Genomic DNA, 17,717 nt, shown 5'->3' with positions numbered 1-17,717 from the left:
GAAAAGGCCCATTCCTGCGGGGTTTCGCCCGGTTTTTTGCTCACTAGCAGATAGGCCCTTCGCTGTCGAGATATGGCGCCCGTGGTCCTTTGCGTATACTGCGCAGATGTTTTCCCCAACGGCTTTGCGTCCGCGGTACGCCAAATGGCTGATCGCAACCGGACTCTTCCTGATGCTCAGTGGCTGTGTTGATAAACCCAACACACTGGAGCGCGTAAAGGAGGACGGTGTGCTGCGGGTGGTTACCCGTAACAGCCCCGCCACCTACTTTCAGGATCGCAACGGTGAAACCGGCTTCGAATACGAGCTGGTGAAGCGCTTCGCCGACGATCTGGGGGTCGAGCTCAAGATCGAGACGGCCGACAACCTCGACGACCTGTTCGACCAGGTGGGCAAGCCCAATGGCCCTGTACTGGCGGCCGCGGGCCTGGTCAGCAGCGAAGCGCGTAAAAAGCAGGTGCGGTTTTCCCACTCCTACCTGGAAGTCACGCCGCAGATCATCTACCGCAACGGCCAGTCGCGCCCTACCGACGGGAAGGATCTGGTCGGCAAGAAGATCATGGTGCTCAAGGGCAGCACCCACGCCGAACAGCTCGCACAACTGAAACAGAAATTTCCCGGCATCGAATACGAAGAATCCGACGCGGTTGAGGTCGTTGATCTCCTGCGCATGGTCGACGAAGGTCAGATCGACCTGACACTGGTCGACTCCAATGAAGTTGCAATGAACCAGGTGTACTTCACCAACATCCGGGTCGCCTTCGACCTGGGGGATGCCAGCAACCAGAGTTGGGCCGTGGCGCCGGGCGACGACAACAGCCTGCTCAACGAGATCAACGACTACCTCGACAAGGTCAAGAAAAACGGCACCCTGCAACGTCTCAAGGATCGTTATTACGGGCATGTCGATGTACTCGGCTACATGGGCGCCACCACGTTCGCCCAGCACCTGCAGCAACGCTTGCCCAAGTACGAACAGCACTTCAAGGCGTACGCCAAGAAAGAGAAAGTCGACTGGCGCCTGCTGGCGGCCATCGGCTATCAGGAGTCCCTGTGGCAACCGGCTGTCACGTCCAAGACCGGCGTGCGTGGCCTGATGATGCTGACCCAGAACACCGCGCAGGCCATGGGCGTGTCCAACCGTCTTGACCCCAAGCAGAGCATCATGGGCGGCGCCAAGTACCTGGCCTACATGAAAGACCAGCTCGACGATTCGATCCAGGAACCGGATCGCACCTGGTTCGCCCTGGCCGCCTATAACGTCGGCAGCGGTCACCTCGACGACGCCCGCAAGCTGGCGGCCAAGGAAGGGTTGAATCCGGACAAATGGCTGGACGTGAAAAAAATCCTGCCGCGCCTGTCCGAGAAGAAGTGGTACAGCAAGACCCGTTACGGCTACGCCCGTGGCGGCGAGCCGGTGCATTTCGTGGCGAACATCCGTCGTTACTACGACATCCTGACCTGGGTCACGCAGCCGCAGCTTGAAGGCGACCAGGTGGCCGAGGGAAACCTGCATGTGCCCGGCATCGACAAATCAAAACCGACCCAAGAGCCAGCCCCGCTCTGACAGACGCCATCATCCAAATGTGGGAGCCAGCCTGCTGGCGATAGCGGTTCATCATTCAACATCTTTGTTGACTGACACTCCACTATCGCCAGCAGGCTAGCTCCCACATTGGTTTTGTGTTGTTGCTCAGGCCTTGGCAGCAGCCAGGATCAAGGCTTTCATTTCGGACACGGCGGACTTGAATCCCACAAACAGCGCATGGGCCACCAGCGCATGGCCGATGTTCAGTTCGTGGATGCCCTTGATCGCCGCCACTGCCTCGACGTTGTGGTAATGCAGGCCGTGGCCGGCATTGACGATCAGGCCTTGAGTCAGGCCGAACGCTACGCCATCGGCGACGCGCTTGAGCTCTTCCGCCACTTCGGTCGGCGTCTGCGCATCGGCATACCGCCCGGTGTGCAGTTCGATGGCGGGCGCACCGACGCGACGCGAAGCCTCGATCTGCCGTTCGTCGGCATCGATGAACAGCGACACTTCCGAGCCGATCTTCGACAGGCGCTCCACAGCGGCCTTGATCCGCGCTTCCTGCCCCGCCACGTCCAGACCGCCTTCGGTCGTCAGCTCCTGACGGGTTTCCGGCACCAGGCAAATGTGCGCCGGGCGGATGCGCTCGGCGAACTGCATCATTTCTTCGGTGACGCCCATTTCGAAGTTCATGCGGGTTTGCAGCACGTCCTTGAGCAGCAGCACGTCGCGTTCCTGGATGTGCCGGCGGTCTTCGCGCAGGTGCACGGTGATGCCGTCAGCGCCCGCCTCTTCCGCATCCAGTGCCGCCTTGACCGGATCCGGGTAGCGAGTACCCCGGGCCTGACGCAGGGTGGCAACGTGGTCGATGTTGACGCCAAGAAGAATGCGGGTGCTGGTGGTCACGGAAGCGCTCCAGAATCAGAAAAAGTTCGCTGCACAGCATACGGGGAGACTACGGCTTGCGAAACAGTTCGCGACTGACCAAGGGGCGACCGCCCAGGTGGACGGCCAGTGCCTGACGCATCAAACGCTTGGCCGCCGACAACGCACCCGGTGCGCTCCAGTCGGCCTCAGCCATGGCCAGCAGTTCGGCGCCATTGAACAACCCGGGCTGCAGCAGATAGACCCGCTCCAGTCCTGCATCCACCTGCAAACGATAGAGACCGTCTGACGCAATGGGGTCGTCGTGGATATCGGTTATCAATGAAAAGCCGTAGCCCAGGTCATCCAGCAAACGCCATTCGAATGACCGCAGCAGCGGCTCCAGCGGACGGCCTTCGGCCAGGGCCAGCAGGGTCGCGGCATAGTGATCGAATACCGCAGGGAAAGGGTCTTCAGCGGGCAGCAGGCGAATCAACAGCTCGTTGAGATAAAGCCCGCTGAACAGCGCCTCGCCGTTGAGCCAGGTGGGGATGCCTGCACTCTCCATGCGCCCCACATTCTTCAGCTCGCCACGCCCGCGAAACTCGACCTCCAACGGCACGAACGGCCGCGCCAGCGTCCCGGCCTTGCCCCGCGCACTGCGCAACACCGCCCGTAGTCGACCTTGCGGCGTGAGGAAGTCCACCAAGGCGCTGTTTTCTCGGTAGGCACGGGAGTGGAGAACGTAGGCGGGTTGGGGGATGGGTTGGGACATGGAGTTCTCAATGAAATGTAGGAGCGAGCTTGCTCGCGATGGTGGGTAACGATAACGCGGGCATTCTGAATGAACGCGGCGCTCTCAAATCCATCGCGAGCAAGCTCGCTCCTACAAGGGGTCCTGCGCTGTATTACAGGTCGCCGTAACCCAGCGAACGCAAAGCGCGCTCGTCATCGGACCAGCCACCCTTCACCTTGACCCACAGGTTGAGCATGATCTTGGAGTCGAACAACAGCTCCATGTCCTTGCGCGCTTCGGTGCCGATGCGCTTGATGCGCTCGCCCTTGTCGCCAATGATGATCTTCTTCTGGCCATCACGCTCGACGAGGATCAGGGCATGGATGTGCAGGGTCTTGCCCTGCTGCTTGAACTCTTCGATTTCAACGGTGATCTGGTACGGCAGCTCCGCGCCCAGCTGGCGCATGATTTTCTCGCGTACCAGCTCGGCGGCGAGGAAACGGCTGCTGCGGTCGGTGATCTGGTCTTCCGGGAAGAAATGATCGTTTTCCGGCAGGTGGTCAGCGATGACCTTTTCCAGCGCGTCGAGGTTGTGCCCGTGCTGCGCGGAAATCGGGATGATCTGCGCGTTGGGCAGCTGCTCCTGCAACCAGCTCAGGTGCGGCATCAGCTCGGCTTTGTCTTCGATGCGATCGGTCTTGTTCAGTGCCACGATCAGCGGGCCGGTCACGTACTGGACACGCTCGAGGACCATCTGGTCTTCGTCGGTCCACTTGGTGCGATCCACCACAAAGATCACCACGTCGACGTCTTTCAACGCCGCCGACGCGGTCTTGTTCATGTAGCGGTTCAGGGCCTTCTCGCCCCCCTTGTGCATACCAGGGGTGTCGACGTAGATCGCCTGTACGTCACCCTCGGTCTTGATGCCGAGCATGTTGTGACGGGTGGTTTGCGGCTTGCGCGAGGTGATCGCCAGCTTCTGGCCGAGGATGTGGTTGAGCAACGTGGACTTGCCCACGTTCGGACGGCCGACGATGGCAACATAGCCACAGCGTGTTGCGTTTGTATCAGTCATTGCCATTCTCCACACCCAGGGCAATCAGTGCTGCGGCGGCCGCTACCTGTTCGGCAATACGACGGCTCACACCCTGACCTCGGCTTTTCTCATTCAATAGGATGATTTCACACTCGACGAAGAACGTCCGGCAATGCGGCTCACCCTGGATATCCACCACTTCGTAACGCGGCAGCTCGCAACCACGGGACTGCAGGAATTCCTGCAGGCGGGTCTTTGGATCTTTGTTGGTGTCGACCAGCGTCAGGCCTTCGAACTCTCCGGCCAGCCAGGCCAGCACGCGCTCGCGCGCCACTTCCATGCCGGCGTCCAGGTAGATCGCACCAATCAGCGCTTCCAGGGCATCGGCCAGAATCGACTCGCGACGGAAACCGCCGCTTTTCAATTCACCGGAGCCCAGGCGCAGGTATTCGCCCAGGTCGAAACCACGGGCCAGTACGGCCAGGGTCTCACCTTTGACCAGGCGTGCGCGCAAACGCGACAACTGGCCTTCGCGAGCCAGCGGGAAGCGATCGAACAAGGCCTCGCCAGCAACGAAGTTGAGGATGGCATCACCGAGGAATTCCAGGCGTTCGTTGTTACGCCCGGCAAAACTGCGGTGAGTCAGGGCCAGGACCATCAGTTCCTGATCCTTGAAGGTGTAGCCGAGCTGACGCTCGAGACGGCTTAAGGAGACGCTCACGGTTTACCCACGCTGAGTTCGTGGTTGGATTCCACCGCCATCGCCGTGACTCGGCGCAGGCTTGGGACAATTAACGCTGTGTTCAAAAATAACGTCCTGAATATCGTTGTTTTCATGCATCTGTCGCCGATTGTGTCGACTCCAGAAATGCATTCGGCGCTGTGTTCAACAGCGCCGTGTTTGATTACTGGATCAGGCCAACCCGCGAGAAATTCGGCAGGTGACTGAGTTTGGGTTCCGGCCAGCTCATCCAGACTGCGAAAGCCTTGCCGACGATATTCTTGTCGGGAACCATGCCCAGCAGATCCTTGGGAATGGCTGGATCATCCCAGTAGCGACTGTCGTTGGAGTTGTCGCGGTTGTCGCCCATCATGAAGTAGTGCCCGGCTGGCACGGTCCAGGTACGGTCCGGCGTTGCGCGGTAGCGGCTCATTTCCTTGCGGATCAGGTGCTCGGCGACACCGAGTTTTTCCTTGTAGAGCTCGGCGCTGCCCAGCGTGCCCGGCTCGGAGCCGATCAGCTTTTCGGCAATCGACTCGCCGTTGACGAACAGACGCTTGTCAGCGGTGTACCGCACCGTGTCGCCCGGCAGCCCCACTACACGCTTGATGTAGTTGACGTTCGGATCGCTCGGGTAGCGGAACACCATCACATCGCCACGCTGTGGCTCACCGACTTCGATGATTTTCTTGTCGATCACCGGCAAGCGGATCCCGTAGGAAAACTTGCTCACCAGGATGAAGTCGCCGACGTCCAGGGTCGGTTTCATCGAGCCGGAAGGGATCTGGAACGGTTCCACCAGGAACGAACGCAGCACCAGCACGATGAATAACACCGGGAAGAACGACTTGCCGTATTCGACCAGCAGCGGTTCCTTGCTCAGCTTCTCGACCACCACCCCATCAGGCTGGCTGACGCTGCCCTGATAGGAGGCGATGGCGGCACGCCGACGCGGTGCCAGGATCAACAGATCAAGCAACGCCAACAGGCCGCAGACGAACACGGCGATGACCAGCAACAGCGGGAAATTTAGTGACATAGGACCTAACTATCCAACCTGAGCACGGCAAGGAAGGCTTCTTGTGGAATTTCCACGTTACCGACCTGCTTCATGCGTTTCTTACCGGCCTTTTGCTTTTCCAGCAGCTTTTTCTTACGGCTGACGTCACCGCCGTAGCATTTGGCCAATACGTTCTTTCTGAGCGCCTTGACGGTTGTACGCGCCACAATCTGCCCGCCAATGGCGGCCTGGATTGCCACGTCGAACATCTGCCGCGGAATCAGTTCTTTCATCTTCTCGGTCAACTGGCGACCTTTGTAGTGCGCATTGTCACGGTGCACGATCAGCGCCAGGGCGTCGACCTTGTCGCCGTTGATCAGCACGTCCAGTTTCACCAGACTAGCCGATTGGTAACGATCGAAATGGTAATCCAGCGAAGCATAGCCGCGGCTGGTGGATTTCAGACGATCGAAGAAGTCCAGCACCACTTCGTTCATCGGCAAGTCGTAGGTCACCTGGACCTGGGAGCCGAGGAACAGCATGTCGACCTGCACACCACGTTTTTCGATGCACAGGGTAATGACGTTGCCCAGGTGCTCTTGCGGCACAAGGATGTTGGCGCGCACGATCGGCTCGCGCATGTCTTCGATCGACGATAGATCCGGCAACTTCGACGGGTTATCGACGTAGATCGTCTCACCGGTCTTGAGCAGCAGTTCGAAGATTACCGTCGGCGCCGTGGTGATCAGGTCCAGGTCGTACTCGCGCTCCAGGCGCTCCTGGATGATCTCCATGTGCAGCATGCCGAGGAACCCGCAGCGGAAGCCGAAGCCCAGGGCGTCGGAGCTTTCCGGGGTGTACTGCAGCGACGAGTCGTTCAGGGTGAGCTTTTGCAGCGCTTCACGGAAGTCTTCGAAGTCGTCGGAGCTGACCGGGAACAGACCCGCGTAGACCTGCGGCTGAATGCGTTTGAAACCTGGCAGCACATCGACGTCCGGCGTCGAGCTCAAGGTCAGGGTGTCACCCACCGGTGCACCGTGAATGTCCTTGATACCGGCAATGATGAAGCCCACTTCACCGGCTTTCAGGTCGACGGTAGCGGTGTGTTTCGGGTTGAACACGCCCACGCTGTCCACCAGGTGGATCTTGCCGGTGGACTTGACCAGGATCTTGTCGCCCTTCTTCACGCGACCGTGGCGCACGCGCACCAGGGACACGACGCCCAGGTAGTTGTCGAACCAGGAGTCGATGATCAACGCCTGCAGCGGATCTTCGATGTTGCCGGTTGGCGCAGGAATGGTGGTAACCAGGCGCTCCAGCACTTCATCGACGCCCAGGCCGGTCTTGGCACTGCAAGTGACCGCGTCGGTAGCATCGATGCCGATGATTTTTTCGATTTCTTCTTTGACGCGGTCCGGATCGGCCTGTGGCAGGTCGATCTTGTTCAGTACCGGCATCACTTCCAGGCCCTGCTCGATCGCCGTGTAGCAGTTGGCAACCGACTGCGCCTCGACGCCTTGACCGGCATCGACCACCAGCAGCGCGCCCTCACAGGCCGCCAGCGAACGGCTCACCTCATAGGTGAAGTCCACGTGACCGGGGGTATCGATGAAGTTCAGTTGGTAGGTGATGCCATCGCGAGCCTTGTAGTACAGCGTAACGCTGTGCGCCTTGATGGTGATCCCGCGCTCACGCTCAAGATCCATGGAATCCAGCACCTGGGCTTCCATTTCACGCTCGGCCAGGCCGCCGCACATCTGGATGAAGCGATCGGCCAGCGTCGACTTGCCATGGTCAATGTGGGCGATGATGGAGAAATTGCGGATATGACTCAAATCACTCACGGATCAACACTCAAAAAGGCTGCAGGCATAGCCCGCCGAAAAATAGCCGGGAATTGTACCTGATCCACGGCGCAAGCGTCACGTTTGCAGGCCAGACGGCCCATACAAAAACGCCCCGGTCTGGCGACAGGGGCGTTTTTCATCTTCGGCCAGGCCAGGAACAGGCCGCCATCAACCGGCGCGACGCAACAGCCACAGACCGGCCAAGGCACAGATACCGGCGGGCACGAGCACCGCGAACAGCGGCGAAAAACCAAACACAAGGCTCGAAGGCCCGAGCAAATCCTGGGCAATACGGAAGGTGAAGCCCACCAGCACACCGGTGAACACCCGTTGACCGAGGGTTACCGAGCGCAGCGGACCAAAGATGAAGGAAATCGCCATCAGCACCAGGGCCGCGGTGACCAGCGGCTGCAACACCTTGACCCAAAATGCCAGCCAGTAGCGGCCATTGTTCAGCCCCTGGTCCGCCAGATAGTGGATGTAGCCCCACAGCCCCGAGATCGACAGCGATTCCGGCGCCATGACCACCGTACTCAACAGTTGCGGGCTCAACGCCACGTCCCAGCGCTCGACCGGGGCGGTCACCACTTCGGTGTTCTTCTCATGGAAGACCGTGGTGGTGACATCGGTCAACTGCCAGTGATCCTTGTCGAACTCCGCGCGCTTGGCGAAGCTCGCCGACAGCATGTGCCGTTCCTTGTCGAAGTGATAACGGGTCACGCCATACAGCAGGCCATTGGGTTGCACGGAGTTGACGTGAATGAATTCGTCACCTTGGCGATGCCACAGGCCGTGCTTGGCGCTTTGCGCGTCGCCACTGCCCTGCGCCAGCGAACGATTGGCCTGGGCGGTGCTTTCGGTCGCCGGCGCTACGTATTCGCCAATCAGCACCCCCACCACCATCAGCACCAGCATCGGCTTCATGACCGCCCAGACGATCCGCCCGATGGACACGCCTGCCGCGCGCATGATGGTCAGTTCGCTGTTGCTGGCCAGGCTGCCGAGACCGATCAGGCAACCGATCAGGGCGGCCATCGGCAGCATGTCGTAGAGCCGGCGCGGTGCCGTCAGCAGCACATAGCTCAGGACATCGAGCAAGGTGTAGGTATCGCTGGCGTCGCCCATCTCGTCGATGAACGCAAACAGCGTGGCCAGGCCAAGAATGATCCCCAATACCGCCAGGATCGCCACGAATACGCTGCTACCGATGTAGCGATCGAGCTTAACCACGGGCCACCTCCCGCGCGCTGCGGCGACTCGCCCGCTTCAATTGCAGGGGCTCCCAGTAGAGCAGGCCCAGGCCAATGACCAGGAATATTCCGTGTACCCACCACAAGCCCAGCGCCGCCGGGATCTTGCCCTTTTCGAGGGCGCCGCGAGCGGCAATCAGGATGGTCAGGTAAGCCATATAAAGAAGGATTGCCGGCAACAACTTGAGGAAACGCCCCTGGCGCGGGTTGACCCGCGACAGCGGCACCGCCATCAAGGTGACGATGAACACCAGCAACGGCAGGGACAGGCGCCATTGCAGCTCGGTGCGGGAACGAAGGTCTTCGCTGCCCACCAAGGAGCTCGTGGGCATGGCGTCACGGTCGGTCACTTCGTCGCTGACGTCCGGCTTGGGCAGCAGCACGCCGTATTCGTCGTACTTGATCGCCCGGTAGTCGGCCTGCCCCGGATTGCCGTCATAGCGGTAACCGTTGTCGAGGATCAGGTAGCGGTTGCCGTCGGGGCGGATTTCCTGCCGGCCTTTTTCAGCCACCAGCACGGAGATCCCGCGATCCTTCTTGTCGGAATTGATGTTCTTCTGCGAAATGAACACCCCGCCCAGATTGATCCGGTCGTCGGACAACTGCTCGGTATAGGTCACCCGCGTACCGTCGCGCAGGGCCTGGAAGCGGCCCGGCTCCAGGGTATCGAACTCGGTCAGGGCATCCTGCTTGTTCAGCAGCAACTGGAACTGATTGGCACCCTGGGGCGCCAGGCTCAGGCTCAACCAGGCAACGACCAGGGCAACCAGGGTCGCCGGGAACAGGGTCATGCGAAACAGGCGTTGCTGGCTCATGCCCGTGGCCGAGAGCACGGTCATTTCGCTTTCAAGGTACAGGCGGCCATAGGCCAGCAGGATACCGAGAAACAGGCCCAGCGGCAGGATCAGCTGCAGGAATCCCGGCAGGCGAAAGCCCATGATGAGGAACAGCGAGCCCGGATCCAGTTGACCCGATGCGGCCTGCGCGAGGTACTTGATGAAGCGTCCACTCATGATGATGACCAGCAGCACCGCACTGACGGCACTCAAGGTCAACAGGACTTCGCGGGATAGATAACGGAAGACAATCAAACCAGACACTCCAGGGTTGTCAGGCTAAGCGGCCAAACAAGCAAACACATCAGACAGCCCGCAAGGTAGAGCCGCCGAAAAAAAAGATGGCGCATTATCCTGTGATTGGGTGCGCCTGTCACTGCGCAATGCTTGGGCAGGTATGTAGGAGCGAGCTCGCTCGCGATGGTCGTTAACGATTACGCGGGAAGTCTGACAACCTGTGGCGCTCTCAGGTTTTTCGCGAGCAAGCTCGCTCCTACGGTGGCCGTCAAAACCGTGAAGATCATACAACCGAGGGTTGTCAGGCGCCGCCGGCGAGGTTCAAACTGCCGCCTTCGTCGCCGGTCGATCCTGGCGCCTTTCTATTTATAAGCAAGCGCTGCCCGTACCTTGTCCAGCGCTTGCGTATCGACCATCAATTCAGGGACCCGGACATGGAACTGGTTGTAAAAAGCGTCAACCCGCAAACGTTGAAGACCGCCACGCTGGTGGTCGCTGTCGGCGAAGGCCGCAAGCTCGGCGCTGTTGCCAAACAGCTCGACGAACTCAGCGCCGGCGCCATCAGCGCGGTGCTCAAGCGCGGCGACCTGGCCGGCAAGGTCGGCCAGAGCCTGTTGCTGCACAGCCTGCCGAACCTGAAAGCCGAACGCGTATTGCTGGTCGGCGTGGGCAAGGATGAAGAGCTGGGCGACCGCCCGTTCCGCAAGATCATTGCCGGCATCCTCAACACCCTGAAAGGCCTGGGCGGCAGTGATGCCGTGCTGGCCCTGGACGAAATCGTGGTCAAGGGCCGCGACAGCTACGGCAAGACCCGCCTGCTGGCCGAAACCCTGGTGGACGGCGAATACCAGTTCGACCAGTTCAAGAGCCAGAAAGCCGAGCCGCGGGCCCTGAAGAAAATCACCCTGGTGACCATCAAGGCCGCCGAGGCTGAAGTGCAACGCGCCGTGAACCACGCCACCGCCATCGCCAACGGCATGGCCTTCACCCGCAACCTGGGCAACCTGCCACCGAACATCTGCCACCCGACCTTCCTCGGCGAGCAGGCCAAGATTCTGGGCAAAGAGTTCAAGGACCTGAAAGTCGAAGTCCTCGACGAGAAAAAGATCAAGGCCCTGGGCATGGGCTCGTTCTACGCCGTCGGCCAGGGCAGCGCCCAGCCTCCGCGCCTGATCGTCATGCAATACAACGGCGGCAAGAAGTCCGAGAAGCCCTACGCCCTGGTCGGCAAGGGCATCACCTTCGACACCGGCGGCATCAGCCTCAAGCCGGGTGCCGGCATGGATGAAATGAAATACGACATGGGCGGCGCCGCCAGTGTGTTCGGCACCGTGCGTGCCGTGCTCGAACTGAAGCTGCCGATCAACCTGGTGTGCATCCTGGCTTGCGCCGAGAACATGCCGAGTGGCAACGCTTCGCGTCCGGGCGACATCGTCACCACCATGAGCGGCCAGACCGTGGAAATCCTCAACACCGACGCCGAAGGCCGCCTGGTGCTGTGCGACGCCCTGACCTACTCCGAGCGCTTCAAACCGCAAGCGGTGATCGACATCGCCACCCTGACCGGCGCCTGCGTGGTTGCACTGGGTTCCCACACTTCCGGCCTGCTGGGCAACAACGACGAACTGATCGGCCAACTGCTGAGCGCCGGCAAGGCTGCCGACGACCGCGCCTGGCAACTGCCGCTGTTCGATGAGTACCAGGAGCAGCTGGACAGCCCGTTCGCCGACATCGCCAACATCGGTGGCCCGAAAGCCGGCACCATCACGGCGGCCTGCTTCCTGTCGCGCTTCACCAAGAACCTGAACTGGGCGCACCTGGACATCGCCGGCACGGCCTGGACCAGCGGCGGCAAGGACAAGGGCGCCACTGGCCGTCCGGTTCCGTTGCTGACTCAGTACCTGCTGGATCGTGCCAAAGCCTGAAACCAATGATCCCGGGTGGCGTTGCTTGCGAGTGACGTCACCCCGGCTCAGGAACCGCAATGACCAAAGTCGACTTCTATATCCTGCCCAGCGCCGATCCTTCGGCACGTCTGGACTTTGCCTGCAAGCTCACCGAGAAAGCCTGGCGCATGGGACACCGCATATACCTGCATTGCAGCGACGCGGCCCAGCGCGATGATCTCGATGCGCGACTGTGGGCGTTCAAGGGCGAAAGCTTCGTGCCCCACGGCCCTGCCGACAGCGAACCTGAGGGCTTGATTGTCCTGGGGTTGGGCGAAGACTGCGGTCAGCATCAGGATTTGCTGGTCAATCTCGATTTGAAAGTCCCTGCCTTCGCCAGCAAGTTCGCCAGAGTGGCAGAAGTGGTGGTGGAGGATCCGACGATCAGGGCTGCTGCGCGGGAGAGTTTCCGTTTCTACCGCGAACAGGGCTATCCTCTGCAAGATCACCGTTTACAGCGACTCTGAGCATTCCGATGGACACTCCAAAACCGCTGCAACAATCCGCGCACCTGCTGGACGACCTCGAGTCGATCCGCCAACTGCTCGGCGATGACAACCTGCAACCACCCCTGCTGACCGATACGGTCGAAGAAGGTGACCAGGAACAGATTCCGATGCTGTTCGACACCGTCAGCGAGCCTTCGCCGGTCGCCTCCCCCCCCGCTCCCAAACCTGCCGCTGAACCTGCACCGACCGCCAGTAAAAGCGCCGATGCCCTGTTGCACCTCGACAGCGAACTGCGCGCCGCCGCGCAATTGATCATGCAAGACGTGATCGACGACTTCGCGCCGCACATCGAAACCGAAATCAAACGCCGCCTCAGCGCGCGGATGGAGCGGTTGCTCAGCCAGTACAACGACTGAACCCAGCACAGTTCCCCTTGTAGGAGCGAGCAAGCTCGCTCCTACAAGGGGATTTGCATCAGTTTTGAGGACGCACGCTGTCCGCCCCTGCTCGCCCTGCGTCCCATGCCCCGCTATACTTGCCGGCTTTTCCTGAACAAATGCCAATAGGGTCCCGCCGCGCATGGATAAGACCTACCAGCCGCACGCCATTGAAACTTCCTGGTACAACACCTGGGAGTCAGAGAATTACTTCGCCCCGCAAGGCGCGGGCGAGTCCTACACCATCATGATCCCGCCGCCGAACGTCACCGGCAGCCTGCACATGGGGCACGGCTTCAACAACGCGATCATGGACGCCCTGATCCGTTTCCGCCGCATGCAGGGTCGCAACACCCTGTGGCAGCCGGGCACCGACCACGCCGGTATCGCCACGCAAATGCTGGTGGAGCGTCAACTCGAAGCCCAGGGCCAGAATCGCCACGACCTGGGCCGCGACAAATTCCTCGAGAAAGTCTGGGAATGGAAGGATCAGTCCGGCGGCAACATCAGCCGTCAGATCCGTCGCCTCGGCTCGTCCGTGGACTGGAGCCGCGAGCGCTTCACCATGGACGACGGCCTCTCGGAAGCCGTGAAGGAAGCCTTCGTGCGCCTGCACGAAGACGGCCTGATCTACCGCGGCAAGCGCCTGGTCAACTGGGACACCAAGCTGCACACGGCGATTTCCGACCTTGAAGTGGAAAACCACGACGAGAAAGGTTTCCTGTGGAACCTGAAATACCCGCTGGCCGATGGCGCCAAGACCGCTGAAGGCAACGACTTCCTGATCGTCGCGACGACTCGTCCGGAAACCATGCTCGGCGACTCCGCCGTCGCGGTTAACCCGAACGATGAGCGCTACAAAGCCCTGATCGGCAAATTTGTCGAGCTGCCGCTGGTCGGCCGCCGCATCCCGATCATCGCCGACGATTACTGCGATCCAGAATTCGGCACCGGTTGCGTGAAGATCACCCCGGCCCACGATTTCAACGACTACGAAGTCGGCAAGCGCCATAACCTGCCGCTGCTGAACATCTTCGACAAGAACGCCCACGTCCTGCCGGCCGTACAGGCGTTCAACCTGGACGGCACCCTGAACGAAACGATCGACGGCAAGATCCCGGCTGAATATGCCGGCCTGGACCGCTTCGAAGCGCGCAAACAGATCGTGGCCGCGTTCGATGCCGCGGGCCTGTTGGTCAGCGTCGACGATCACGCCCTGAAAGTGCCGAAAGGCGATCGCTCCGGCACCATCATCGAGCCGTGGCTGACCGACCAGTGGTACGTATCCACCAAGCCGCTGGCCGAGCCTGCGATTGCCGCCGTCGAAGACGGTCGCATCCAGTTCGTGCCGAAACAGTACGAAAACATGTACTTCTCGTGGATGCGTGACATCCAGGACTGGTGCATCAGCCGTCAGCTGTGGTGGGGCCACCGGATTCCGGCCTGGTACGACGAGTCGGGCAAAGTCTACGTCGGTCGCGATGAAGCCGAAGTGCGTGCCAAGCACAACCTCGGCCCGGACGTCGCGCTGCAACAGGACAACGACGTACTCGACACCTGGTTCAGCTCGGGCCTGTGGACCTTCTCCACCCTCGGCTGGCCGGAGAAAACCGAGTTCCTGAAGAAATTCCACTCCACCGACGTGCTGGTCACCGGCTTCGACATCATTTTCTTCTGGGTTGCCCGGATGATCATGCTGACCATGCACCTGATCAAGAACGAGGACGGCACGCCGCAAGTGCCGTTCAAGACCGTGTATGTGCACGGCCTGGTGCGTGATGGCCAAGGCCAGAAGATGTCCAAGTCCAAGGGCAACGTCCTTGACCCGCTGGACATCATCGACGGTATCGAGCTGGAAGAGCTTGTTCAAAAGCGTACCTCCGGCATGATGCAGCCGAAACTGGCGAAGAAGATCGAGAAGCAGACCCGCGAAGAATTCGCCGAAGGCATCGCCAGCTACGGCACCGACGCCCTGCGCTTCACTTTCTGCTCGCTGGCGTCCACCGGTCGCGACATCAAGTTCGACATGGGCCGCGTCGAAGGCTATCGCAATTTCTGCAACAAGATCTGGAACGCCGCGCGCTACGTGCTGGACAAAGGCGAAGACTGCGGTCAGAACGGCGAAGCCTACGAGCTCTCGCTGGCCGATCGCTGGATCATTTCGCAGCTGCAACGCACCGAAGCCGAAGTGACCCGCCAGCTCGACCAGTTCCGTTTCGACCTGGCCGCGCAAGCCTTGTACGAGTTCATCTGGAACCAGTATTGCGACTGGTACCTGGAACTGTCCAAGCCTGTGCTGTGGGACGAAAACGCTCCGGTTGAACGCCAGCGCGGCACCCGCCGCACCCTGGTTCGCGTGCTCGAAGTGGCCCTGCGCCTGGCGCATCCGTTCATGCCGTTCATCACCGAAGAAATCTGGCAGCGCCTCGCGCCGCTGGCCGGTATCGAAGGCAAGACGATCATGCTGCAACCTTGGCCAGTGGCCAATGAAGCACGCATCGACCAGGCTGCCGAAGACGACATCGAATGGCTCAAGGGCCTGATGCTCGGTACCCGCAACATCCGTGGCGAAATGAACATCGGCCCGGGTAAACCGCTGCCGTTGTTCCTGAAGAACGTCAGCGCCGAGGATCAGCGTCGCCTGAGCGAAAACGAAGCGCTGCTGAAGAAGCTGGCACGCCTGGAATCGATCACCGTATTGGCAGCTGGCGAAGAGCCCCCCCTGTCCGCCACCGCACTGGTCGGCGAAATGGAAGTGCTGGTGCCGATGGCCGGCCTGATCGACAAGGGTGCCGAGCTTGCTCGCCTGGACAAGGAAATCCAGCGCCTGCAAGGCGAGGTGCAGCGGGTCGGCGGCAAGCTGTCCAACGCCGGTTTCGTTGACAAGGCGCCCGCTGAAGTCATCGAGAAAGAACGCGCCAAACTGGCCGAAGCCGAACAGGCTCTGGGCAAACTGGCGGAGCAACATGCGCGGATTGCCAGTCTGTAACGGCAGATCGCAATGAAACAGGGAGGCCCATTCGGCCTCCCTTTTTTATGCCTGCCACTTTTTTCCAAACACCCCTAAACACCTGTGGGACAATGCCAGCCACTTTCAGCCATACCCGAATCGACCACACCCATGACCGCCCCCCGCACACCCAGACCTGCGCGTAAAAAGCCCGAATCCGCGACCCCGGCCAAGGCCGTGGAGCCGCGCGAAAAGGCCAGCTTGCACCCGCGCAATCGCCACCAGGGTCGCTACGACTTCCCGGCACTGATCAAGAGCACGCCGGAGCTGGCGAAGTTCGTGATCATCAACCCGTACGGCAAGGAAAGCATCGACTTCGCCAGCCCGGACGCGGTGCGGGTGTTCAACCGGGCGCTGCTCAAGTCGTTCTACGGCATCGCCCACTGGGACATTCCGGCCGATTACCTGTGCCCGCCGGTTCCGGGTCGTGCGGACTATGTGCACTTCCTCGCCGACCTGTTGGCCAGCGTCAATGACGGCGTCATCCCCCGCGGTGCGGCGGTGAAGGTGCTGGACGTGGGCATGGGCGCCAACTGCGTTTACCCGTTGATCGGTCACAGCGACTACCGCTGGCAGTTTCTCGGCTCGGAAATCGACGCCACCGCCATTGCCGCCGCCAAGGCCATCATCCAGTCCAACGGCTTGAACAAGGCCATCCAGGTTCGCCAGCAGGGCAACCGCAAGCATATTCTGCTGGGCTTGCTGGAGAGCGCCGAGCGCTTTGACCTGACAATGTGCAACCCACCGTTCCACGCGTCCCTGGAGGAAGCCACCCGGGGCAGCAGCCGCAAGTGGCGCGCGCTGGGCAAGGCCGACCCGAAACGCAAACTGCCGGTGTTGAATTTCGGCGGTCAGGCGGCGGAGTTGTGGTGTGAGGGCGGCGAGGCGCGGTTCGTCACGCAACTGATCAGCGAGAGCGCACAGGTAGGCCAACAGGTGTTGTGGTTCAGCACCCTGGTGTCGAAGGCTTCGAACCTGCCGGCGATCCAGACCGCCCTGAAGAAGGCCGGTGCCCTGCAAAGCCAGGTGGTGGAAATGTCCCAGGGTCAGAAGCAGAGCCGTTTCGTGGCCTGGACCTTCAAGACCCCATCCGAACAGCAGGTATGGCGCGAGCGGTGGGCGCAGAAAAGCTGAGCCAGCCACTGCCTGGTAAATCGCGGATACAAAAAAACCGTGCCCGGACTGCTCCGGCGCACGGTTTTTTTTAACAAGTCTTACTTGTTAACAGCGTCGGTCAGGCCTTTGGCCACAACCAGCTTGATCACTTTCTTGGCAGCGATTTCGATGGCAGCGCCAGTCGAAGGGTTACGGCCAGTACGGGCAGGACGCTCAGTCACTTTCAGTTTGCCGATACCTGGCAGAGTGATTTCGCCGCCGTTTTCCAGCTGATCGGCAACGATTTGGCCCAGTTGGTCCAGAGCGTTACGCGCGGTGGTTTTCGGCGCGTCGATAGCTTCAGCGATGTCGGCGATCAGTTGGTCTTTAGTAAGAGCCATGTAGTGTTCCTTCCCTATCAAATTCATATGGATTGCAGAGTGCAGTGTCAGCCATCGAGCCCGATCTTCTGGATCTGGCACCCTCGGTCGAATAACCACGGGATCGGGGTTATAGATTCCGAAATCAGGGTTTGGTTCGACCTGACAAATGCTGAATGCACGCTTAACGCAGTGACTACGCGTAAGACCGGGCAAAACTAGCACAGAGACGGGGAAATATCCGCCTCTAGCTACCCAATTGGTCAGCTTTATTGCTCTAAATCGGGAAAAAACCGCATAAGCACCACCGGCCACCCTGGAATTGCCCTTCGCACCGCGCCA

The 17,717-nt window shown here is 60.6% G+C and carries 15 protein-coding genes and 1 pseudogene; 7 read left to right on the top strand and 9 right to left on the bottom strand.

The window, feature by feature from the left end; genetic code table 11:
- The first annotated feature begins 106 nt into the window (after window positions 1-106).
- Window positions 107-1,567 (top strand): membrane-bound lytic murein transglycosylase MltF, encoded by a 1,461-nt coding sequence (gene mltF, locus ACYP2Q_RS27870; RefSeq protein ID WP_459733422.1) that lies wholly within the window; start codon window positions 107-109, stop codon window positions 1,565-1,567.
- A gap of 126 nt (window positions 1,568-1,693) precedes the next feature.
- Here the strand turns inward: mltF and pdxJ are convergent, their stop codons facing one another.
- The 8 genes from pdxJ to lptF form a co-directional block, all read right to left on the bottom strand.
- The gene (gene pdxJ / locus ACYP2Q_RS27865) at window positions 1,694-2,437 is read right to left on the bottom strand and encodes a pyridoxine 5'-phosphate synthase (RefSeq protein WP_459733421.1); all 744 of its coding nucleotides are present in this window, start codon (window positions 2,435-2,437) and stop codon (window positions 1,694-1,696) included.
- Window positions 2,438-2,486: 49 nt separating this feature from the next.
- Window positions 2,487-3,170 (bottom strand): DNA repair protein RecO, encoded by a 684-nt coding sequence (gene recO / locus ACYP2Q_RS27860; protein ID WP_459733420.1) that lies wholly within the window; start codon window positions 3,168-3,170, stop codon window positions 2,487-2,489.
- A 133-nt stretch (window positions 3,171-3,303) separates the two neighbouring features.
- A complete protein-coding gene (gene era, locus ACYP2Q_RS27855) occupies window positions 3,304-4,206 on the bottom strand; it encodes a GTPase Era (protein ID WP_020799458.1) in 903 nt (300 codons plus the stop codon).
- Window positions 4,199-4,888 carry a ribonuclease III gene (rnc, locus tag ACYP2Q_RS27850; protein WP_018927089.1) on the bottom strand — a complete coding sequence of 230 codons (690 nt, stop codon included), beginning with the start codon at window positions 4,886-4,888 and terminating at the stop codon, window positions 4,199-4,201. Before rnc ends, era begins: the two co-directional genes overlap by 8 nt.
- A gap of 184 nt (window positions 4,889-5,072) precedes the next feature.
- On the bottom strand, window positions 5,073-5,927 hold the full coding sequence (gene lepB / locus ACYP2Q_RS27845) for a signal peptidase I (protein ID WP_459733419.1): 855 nt from the start codon (window positions 5,925-5,927) through the stop codon (window positions 5,073-5,075).
- 5 nt (window positions 5,928-5,932) lie between these two features.
- On the bottom strand, window positions 5,933-7,732 hold the full coding sequence (gene lepA, locus ACYP2Q_RS27840; RefSeq protein WP_248686846.1) for a translation elongation factor 4: 1,800 nt from the start codon (window positions 7,730-7,732) through the stop codon (window positions 5,933-5,935).
- A gap of 171 nt (window positions 7,733-7,903) precedes the next feature.
- Entirely contained in the window at window positions 7,904-8,965 is a 1,062-nt protein-coding gene (gene lptG / locus ACYP2Q_RS27835) for an LPS export ABC transporter permease LptG (RefSeq protein WP_459733418.1), read from the bottom strand.
- Window positions 8,958-10,076 (bottom strand): LPS export ABC transporter permease LptF, encoded by a 1,119-nt coding sequence (gene lptF, locus ACYP2Q_RS27830; protein ID WP_459733417.1) that lies wholly within the window; start codon window positions 10,074-10,076, stop codon window positions 8,958-8,960. The genes lptG and lptF overlap by 8 nt, the downstream gene beginning before the upstream one ends.
- Window positions 10,077-10,241: 165 nt before the next feature.
- Between lptF and ACYP2Q_RS27825 the strand changes: the two are divergent.
- The 6 genes and pseudogenes from ACYP2Q_RS27825 to rlmF form a co-directional block, all read left to right on the top strand.
- Window positions 10,242-10,322: pseudogene (locus ACYP2Q_RS27825) on the top strand (outer membrane lipoprotein carrier protein LolA); the annotation flags it as partial.
- Between the two features lie 170 nt (window positions 10,323-10,492).
- The gene (locus ACYP2Q_RS27820; protein ID WP_459733416.1) at window positions 10,493-11,983 is read left to right on the top strand and encodes a leucyl aminopeptidase; all 1,491 of its coding nucleotides are present in this window, start codon (window positions 10,493-10,495) and stop codon (window positions 11,981-11,983) included.
- A gap of 59 nt (window positions 11,984-12,042) precedes the next feature.
- Window positions 12,043-12,471 carry a DNA polymerase III subunit chi gene (locus ACYP2Q_RS27815; protein WP_459733415.1) on the top strand — a complete coding sequence of 143 codons (429 nt, stop codon included), beginning with the start codon at window positions 12,043-12,045 and terminating at the stop codon, window positions 12,469-12,471.
- 8 nt (window positions 12,472-12,479) lie between these two features.
- Window positions 12,480-12,869, top strand: coding sequence for a DNA polymerase III subunit chi (locus ACYP2Q_RS27810; RefSeq protein WP_459733414.1), 390 nt, complete (start codon window positions 12,480-12,482; stop codon window positions 12,867-12,869).
- 163 nt (window positions 12,870-13,032) lie between these two features.
- On the top strand, window positions 13,033-15,879 hold the full coding sequence (locus tag ACYP2Q_RS27805; RefSeq protein ID WP_459733413.1) for a valine--tRNA ligase: 2,847 nt from the start codon (window positions 13,033-13,035) through the stop codon (window positions 15,877-15,879).
- A 132-nt stretch (window positions 15,880-16,011) separates the two neighbouring features.
- Window positions 16,012-17,034: a 23S rRNA (adenine(1618)-N(6))-methyltransferase RlmF gene (gene rlmF / locus ACYP2Q_RS27800; RefSeq protein WP_459733412.1), complete on the top strand. Its 1,023-nt coding sequence runs from the start codon at window positions 16,012-16,014 to the stop codon at window positions 17,032-17,034.
- A gap of 80 nt (window positions 17,035-17,114) precedes the next feature.
- On the opposite strand, the gene ACYP2Q_RS27795 is transcribed toward rlmF, so the two are convergent.
- A complete protein-coding gene (locus ACYP2Q_RS27795) occupies window positions 17,115-17,396 on the bottom strand; it encodes an HU family DNA-binding protein (RefSeq protein WP_007905514.1) in 282 nt (93 codons plus the stop codon).
- Window positions 17,397-17,717: the final 321 nt, after the last annotated feature.

The sequence above is a fragment of the Pseudomonas sp. MHK4 genome, from assembly GCF_054600775.1.
The sequence above is the reverse complement of the archived record's forward strand: the minus strand, read 5'-3'. Positions and strand labels throughout refer to the sequence as shown.

Excerpts from the sequence above, each read along its gene's own strand:
- mltF (WP_459733422.1), top strand. The coding sequence starts at position 107 with ATGTTTTCCCCAACGGCTTTGCGTCCGCGGTACGCCAAATGGCTGATC.
- recO (WP_459733420.1), bottom strand. The coding sequence starts at position 3,170 with ATGTCCCAACCCATCCCCCAACCCGCCTACGTTCTCCACTCCCGTGCC.
- era (WP_020799458.1), bottom strand. The coding sequence starts at position 4,206 with ATGACTGATACAAACGCAACACGCTGTGGCTATGTTGCCATCGTCGGC.
- lepB (WP_459733419.1), bottom strand. The coding sequence starts at position 5,927 with ATGTCACTAAATTTCCCGCTGTTGCTGGTCATCGCCGTGTTCGTCTGC.
- ACYP2Q_RS27820 (WP_459733416.1), top strand. The coding sequence starts at position 10,493 with ATGGAACTGGTTGTAAAAAGCGTCAACCCGCAAACGTTGAAGACCGCC.
- ACYP2Q_RS27815 (WP_459733415.1), top strand. The coding sequence starts at position 12,043 with ATGACCAAAGTCGACTTCTATATCCTGCCCAGCGCCGATCCTTCGGCA.
- ACYP2Q_RS27810 (WP_459733414.1), top strand. The coding sequence starts at position 12,480 with ATGGACACTCCAAAACCGCTGCAACAATCCGCGCACCTGCTGGACGAC.
- ACYP2Q_RS27805 (WP_459733413.1), top strand. The coding sequence starts at position 13,033 with ATGGATAAGACCTACCAGCCGCACGCCATTGAAACTTCCTGGTACAAC.
- rlmF (WP_459733412.1), top strand. The coding sequence starts at position 16,012 with ATGACCGCCCCCCGCACACCCAGACCTGCGCGTAAAAAGCCCGAATCC.
- ACYP2Q_RS27795 (WP_007905514.1), bottom strand. The coding sequence starts at position 17,396 with ATGGCTCTTACTAAAGACCAACTGATCGCCGACATCGCTGAAGCTATC.